Origin of the sequence: Paramagnetospirillum marisnigri (genome assembly GCF_001650715.1) — a bacterium.
Lineage (GTDB): Bacteria > Pseudomonadota > Alphaproteobacteria > Rhodospirillales > Magnetospirillaceae > Phaeospirillum > Phaeospirillum marisnigri.
This window is the reverse complement of sequence record NZ_LWQT01000037.1, coordinates 133,686-139,820: the sequence shown is the minus strand read 5'-3', so window position 1 is coordinate 139,820 and position 6,135 is coordinate 133,686. Positions and strand designations below refer to the sequence as shown.

At 64.1% G+C, this 6,135-nt stretch carries 4 protein-coding genes; 1 reads left to right on the top strand and 3 read right to left on the bottom strand.

The genetic code is table 11. The features are described 5' to 3' along the window. Positions 1–73: 73 nt before the first annotated feature. Together A6A04_RS02985 and A6A04_RS02980 are read right to left on the bottom strand one after the other, a co-directional pair. Complete coding sequence (locus A6A04_RS02985; protein WP_082914650.1) at positions 74–2,515, bottom strand: ATP-binding protein; 2,442 nt, start codon at positions 2,513–2,515, stop codon at positions 74–76. 95 nt (positions 2,516–2,610) lie between these two features. Beyond that, positions 2,611–3,576, bottom strand: a complete 966-nt coding sequence (locus A6A04_RS02980) for a response regulator (RefSeq protein ID WP_068489767.1) — start codon at positions 3,574–3,576, stop codon at positions 2,611–2,613. A 186-nt stretch (positions 3,577–3,762) separates the two neighbouring features. Here A6A04_RS02980 and aspS point away from each other — a divergent pair, with 186 nt between their 5' ends. Beyond that, a complete protein-coding gene (gene aspS, locus A6A04_RS02975) occupies positions 3,763–5,559 on the top strand; it encodes an aspartate--tRNA ligase (RefSeq protein ID WP_068489766.1) in 1,797 nt (598 codons plus the stop codon). 72 nt (positions 5,560–5,631) lie between these two features. On the opposite strand, the gene A6A04_RS02970 is transcribed toward aspS, so the two are convergent. After that, entirely contained in the window at positions 5,632–6,132 is a 501-nt protein-coding gene (locus A6A04_RS02970; RefSeq protein WP_068489782.1) for a hypothetical protein, read from the bottom strand. Positions 6,133–6,135: the final 3 nt, after the last annotated feature.

The following is a 6,135-nucleotide window of genomic DNA, read 5'->3' as shown; positions in this document are numbered from 1 at the left end:
TCTTATGAATCACGCAAACTTGCTCTTGGGAACCCCAAAAAACCGCCCGTAGCTAAAATATGCCAAAGTAGTGCTAGACCGGCGTGACGCTGCGCCGCGAGGGAAACAGTATGGTGACGGTGGTGCCCACCCCCTTGGCGCTGGTCACCTCCATGCGGCCGCCATGGAGTTCCACCAGCCCTCGGGTCAGCGGCAGGCGCAGGCCAGTGCCTTCGTGCCGACGATTGAGGCCGGACTCCACTTGGCCAAATTGGGTCATGGCGATGGCAAGCTCGTCGGGGCTCATGCCGATGCCGGTATCGGCGACGCTGATCCGGATGCTGCCATCCGGGGCGAGGTCGGCCGCCAGGGTGACGTGGCCGCCAGCGGGGGTGAATTTCACCGCATTAGACAGCAGGTTCAGTACGATCTGCTTGAAGCGGCGGGGGTCGGCCTGCAGGTCGGGAATCACCTCGGGCACCTGGATCGACAATCCCACTCGCTCGGTATTGGCGCGGTGCTGGATCAGCCGGGCGACCGCCGCCAGCGCCTTGGGGAGCTGGATGGATTCCTCCTGCAGCACCAGCTTTCCCGCCTCGATGGCGGAGACGTCCAGAATGTCGGTGATCAGTTCCAGCAGGTGGCGGCCGGAACTGTGGATGTCGACGATGTATTCCTTGTTCTTATCGCTGCCGACCGGGCCGAAAATTTCCTGCATCAGGGTTTCAGAGAAGCCGATGATGGCGTTGAGCGGCGTTCGCAGTTCATGGCTCATATTGGCCATCAGCTCGGACTTGGCCCGATTGGCGATCTCGGCCTGTTCCTTGGCTTCCAGGACCTGCTGCTCGGCGCGGCGGCGTTCGGTGATATCCTCGTGCATGGCGACGAAATGGGTGATGATGCCGTTGTCGTCCTTGACCGGGGAAATCAGGACGCTGGCCCAGAAGGCGGTGCCGTTCTTGCACCGATCCTTCAACTCGCCGCGCCATTCCTGGCCCCGCATCAGGGTCGCCCACATTTCGGCATAGACCTCGGGCGGCGTGTCGCCGGATTGGAGCAGTCTTGGATTGGCGCCGACGACCTCGTGGCGGGCATATCCGGTCAGTTCGGTGAATCTGGGATTGACGTATTCGATGGCGCCGTCAAGCCCGGTGATCATCACCATGTTGTGGCTTTGCTCCAGCGCCAGCGACAGCTTGCGGATATCGGCGGTGCGCTCGGCCACCCGGGCTTCCAGCACGGATTGGGCGCGGCGAAGCTCGTCCTTGGTCCGGCTTTGCTGCTCCACCAGCGCCTCCAACTCCTCGCGATGCGTGCGGATGGAGGCGCTCATCTCGTTGAAGGATCGGGCCAGCACGCCGATCTCATCGTCACGGTCTACGTGCAGGGTCTGGGACAACTCACCCATGGTCATGGCCCTGACCGAAGTGGTCAGCCGATTGAGCGGGTCGAGGACCCGCCGGGCCAACAGTCCCATGGCCAGGGCCATCACCGCCAGTGAGGCGACGATGACCCAGATGGAGCGGCGATTGCCCGCCTCCACCGCGTCCATGTAATGGTGTTCTGGAACGACCGTGGCGATGGTCCAGGCAATGCCCCGGGGATCGTGGAACGGGGTAACCTCGACGAAGTGCCGACCTTGGGCGCTGTCGAGCCGCAGGGAGTGTCCGCTTCTCTTGTCCTCGGTCAGGACCAGACTGGCGGCCTCCGCGGTCAGTCGGTTGCTGCTGGCTGTCGCCTTGAGGCGATGTCCCGGTTGTCCTTCCTGGCTCCGGGTGAAGGGCGGTTCGCCGGTCGAACTGGCGACCAGGGAACCGTCGGCCTCCATGATGAAGGTTTGTCCGGGAGCACGGCTGTGCAGGTCAGACAGGAAGCGTGACAGTTGGGCCACGAAGAGATCCGCTCCGACGACTCCCAGTAGCCGGCCAGAGGTATCGCGGACGGCGCGGCTGGGCGGCAGCGCCATGTCGTCGCCGGTGAAGAGGATATAGATGGGGCCCCAGACACCATCGCCGCTCGCCATGGCCGAACGATACCAAGGGCGGGTGCGGGCGTCGTAATTGGGAAGCGACTGGATCAAGCCCTGGCGGGAGCCGTCCGGATCGGCGCGATACTTGTTGAACCGCCCCGCGACGAAGCCATCGGTGGTGATGGTATAGAGCACCTCGCGGCGGCCGTCATGGCCACCGACGGCCAGGCCGCCGCTGGTATTGCCGAAATAGAGACTGCTCAGCGAGGGATGGATCAACGACTGGCGCAGGAAATGGCGGCTGATGGCGCCGGGGTCGTCGGTGGGAAGGATGCCTTCGGCCAGATTGGCGGCGTTCTCACGCAGGATGTTCTGCGGGGCTTCGAGGAAGACGCGCAGATGGTCCACCACCCGGTTGGCCAGTTCCCGGCGGAATTCGCTCGCCAGCACGGCGATGGCATCGCGCGAATTGGCAAAGGATATGTAGCCAACGGTTGCGGCGGAAATCAGCAGAATCCCGACCGCCGACAGCACGAACACAGTCTGGAGGGAATTTCTGAGCCTCATGCCGCAGTCATAATCTGTACCCAAGTCACGGCTATGACATTGGCATGATCCAGAAGACCTCTCAACCTTTAACCCTTATGCATATATCTGCCTCATTAGTGATAGGAGCGCGTGATGTTGGGCACTTCGGCACGGAAGCGGGTGGTGACGGCCTCGCTGATCTGGCGGCTGGCATGGATGGCGTCGCGTTCCTGCGAGAAGGCCTTGACCATGGCGTCGGCCACCTTGGGCAGCACCGCCAGCCAGCGGCCGTCGGGGGAATCCACCGATTGGCCCAGGCCGTAGCAGATCTCGATCATGGTGGTGGCGAGATGGGCGACGTGGTCGAAGCCGGTTCCGGCCACCCGCAGACGCAATTCCGAGACGCAGTTGAGCAACTGGCCCAGCAGGGCGGCGGCGTCGGCCGCTGGGGGATTGCGGCCGAAGGCGGCGCGGACCTTGTTCACCAGCCAGGCCAGTTGCGCGGTCTGGCGCTCGATGCGGTGCTCGTTGACCACGTCCCACGAGGCGCGGACCTTGCGGCGCAATTCGTCGCGGCTGGTGCTGGCCATCACCGTTTCCCGCAACGGGTTGGGCACCGGCACCCGGGGCGCCGATTCGGTGCCCGGCCGGGCACCGTCACCCCGGCGTTCCGGCCCCACATAGGTGCTGGTCACCACGAAGGGGCGGCGCGAGCGGATCAATGTGTCGATCTGCAGGGTCAGGGCGGCGGGCTGGAACGGCTTGACCAGAATGGCGTCGGTGCCGCTGTCGATGAGATGGACCACCGCCTCGGGGTCGGGCGTGCTGGTCAGGATGATGGACAGCGCGAAGCTGTTGTCGCCATCGGCGCGGTTGCGCATCTGTCGCACCGTGTCGCAGGCGTCGTGCAGGCTGCGGTCGGCATCGACGATCAGCAGGTCGATCATGTCGGACCGCAGGTAATGATCGGCCTCGCCGCCATATTCGGCGGAAACCATGTGGCGGCAGCCATGGTTGCCCAGGGTGCCGGTGACGATCTTGCGGGTGACGGGGTCGGGGTTGCGCAGCAGAACGCGCACGCTCTGGAAGTCGTGGGTCATGGCTTACCATCCTGGCAAGAGTGGACGGACCTTCTGGCCGCCGGGCCCCAGGATCGCGCGCCGACCCTTGAACTTGAGGACAGTGTGCGCCGGACTCGTAAAGAATCGGTTAGAGCCAGCTTGACAAAGTTGGGGTGGCGATGCCTTCTTCCGGGTTCGAGAAAAGGCCTTTCATAAGGGTTCCCCATGCACGCCTACAGAACGCACACCTGCGGCCAGTTGAAGGCCTCCGACGCCGGTATCCAGGCCCGTTTGTCCGGCTGGGTCCATCGCAAGCGCGACCACGGCAACCTGCTGTTCGTCGATCTGCGCGACCATTACGGCGTCACCCAGTGCGTGCTGGACATTTCCAGCCCGGTCTTCGCCACCCTGGAAAAGGCGCGGCCCGAAAGCGTGATCACGGTGACCGGCAAGGTGGTCAGCCGTTCGGCCGACACCATCAATCCCCGCCTGCCCACCGGCGAGATCGAGCTTTACGTGGCCGAGGTGGAAATCCAGTCCATCGCCGATCCGCTGCCGATCCAGGTCTATGGCGAGCAGGAATATCCTGAGGATATGCGCCTCAAATACCGCTTCCTCGATCTGCGCCGCGAAAACGTCCACGCCAATATGATGCTGCGCTCGCGGGTCATCTCCTATCTGCGCCGTGCCATGCAGGACCAGGGCTTCACCGAGTTCCAGACCCCGATCCTGACCGCGTCCTCGCCCGAGGGCGCCCGCGACTATCTGGTGCCGTCGCGCCTGCATCCCGGCAAGTTCTACGCCCTGCCCCAGGCGCCGCAGCAGTTCAAGCAGCTGCTGATGGTGGCGGGCTTCGACAAGTATTTCCAGGTGGCGCCCTGCTTCCGCGACGAAGCCGGCCGCGCCGACCGCTCGCCCGGCGAGTTCTACCAGCTCGATTTCGAGATGAGCTACTGCACCCAGGACGATGTGTTCAACGCCATCGAGCCGGTGCTGGAAGGCGTGTTCAAGGAATTCGGCCAGGGCCGCGCCGTCACCCCGGCGCCGTTCCCCCGCATCGCCTATGCCGACGCCATGCTGAAATACGGCTCGGACAAGCCCGACCTGCGCAATCCCATCATCATCGCCGATGTCACCGAGCCCTTCCGCGGCTCCGGCTTCGGCCTGTTCGCCAAGTTGGTGGACAAGGGCGGCGTGGTCCGCGCCATTCCGGCGCCGGGTGCCGCTGGCCAGCCGCGTTCCTGGTTCGACAAGATGAACGAATGGGCGCGGGAAAACGGCGCCGGTGGCCTGGGCTATATCCAGTTCGCCGCCGATGGTCCCAAGGGTCCCATCGCCAAGAACCTGGAGCCCGAGCGCGTCGCCGCCATCAAGGCGGCCGCCAATCTGAACGACGGCGACGCGGTGTTCTTCGCCTGCGACAAGGAAGAGGTGGCCGCCAAGTTCGCGGGCGCCGTGCGCACCAAGATCGCCAATGAGCTGGATCTGCTGGAAAAGGACGTGTTCAAGTTCTGCTGGACCGTGGATTTCCCCATGTACGAGCGCAACGAGGAAACCGGCCAGATCGAGTTCTCGCACAACCCGTTCTCCATGCCCCAGGGCGGCATGGACGCGTTGTTGACTAAGGACCCGCTGACCATCAACGCCTATCAGTACGACATCGTCTGTAACGGCGTCGAACTGTCGTCGGGCGCCATCCGCAACCATCGCCCCGACATCATGTACAAGGCCTTCGAGATCGCGGGCTATTCCGCCGAGCATGTGGAAGAGCATTTCGGCGGCATGCTGAACGCCTTCAAGTTTGGAGCACCTCCCCATGGCGGCTCGGCTCCCGGCATCGACCGCATCGTCATGCTGCTGGCCGACGAGCCCAATATCCGCGAAGTCATCCTGTTCCCCATGAACCAGCAGGCCCAGGACCTGCTGATGCAGGCCCCGGCCGAGATCACCCCGGAACGGCTGCGCGAACTGCACATCAAGCTCGACCTGCCCAAGCCCAAGAAAGAGGTCAAGGCGGAGTAGGGGCTTTCGCCCGGACATGCCAACGGCCGGACACATGTCCGGCCGTTTTCGTTATTGGGGTGGCGATTACTGTCACGCGCTCAGGTCAAGGGGCGCGCTGCTGATCCAGGCCAGCTTGCCCAAGGCTTCCTCGGCGATCTTGACCTGATCGGGATGGGGGTTGTAGCGCTTCTCGAAGTCCACCCGCTGCTCCCACTGGGTCAGCATGTCCTTGGGCTGGTCGGGATTGGCCTTCTCGCCGATCAGGGCGCCGATGGTCTCGTCATAGCGGGGATCAAGTTCGCTGGGAAATCCCACCAGCTTGAACTCATCCCAGGTCAGGGTGCCATCCAGATACAATTCGTGAGTCAGGTCGGCGAAGTCGCGCGGCGAGATGTTGCGCAGATCAAAGCGCGGCGTATCGGACTCGGCGGCGCCGGGGGCGGGCAGGGCGAGCAGCGGCTCGGTCTCGTCGGTGAGCGCCGCCTGCTTGACCTCGTCGGCGCTGCCCAGCCGAGGCTCCTGGCGCGAGCGTTCGGTGACGGAGCGTTCCCAGGGATCGGTGAACAGACGAGACAGGGCGGAACTGATCATGGT

Excerpts from the sequence above, each read along its gene's own strand:
- A6A04_RS02985 (WP_082914650.1), bottom strand. The coding sequence starts at position 2,515 with ATGAGGCTCAGAAATTCCCTCCAGACTGTGTTCGTGCTGTCGGCGGTC.
- A6A04_RS02980 (WP_068489767.1), bottom strand. The coding sequence starts at position 3,576 with ATGACCCACGACTTCCAGAGCGTGCGCGTTCTGCTGCGCAACCCCGAC.
- aspS (WP_068489766.1), top strand. The coding sequence starts at position 3,763 with ATGCACGCCTACAGAACGCACACCTGCGGCCAGTTGAAGGCCTCCGAC.
- A6A04_RS02970 (WP_068489782.1), bottom strand. The coding sequence starts at position 6,132 with ATGATCAGTTCCGCCCTGTCTCGTCTGTTCACCGATCCCTGGGAACGC.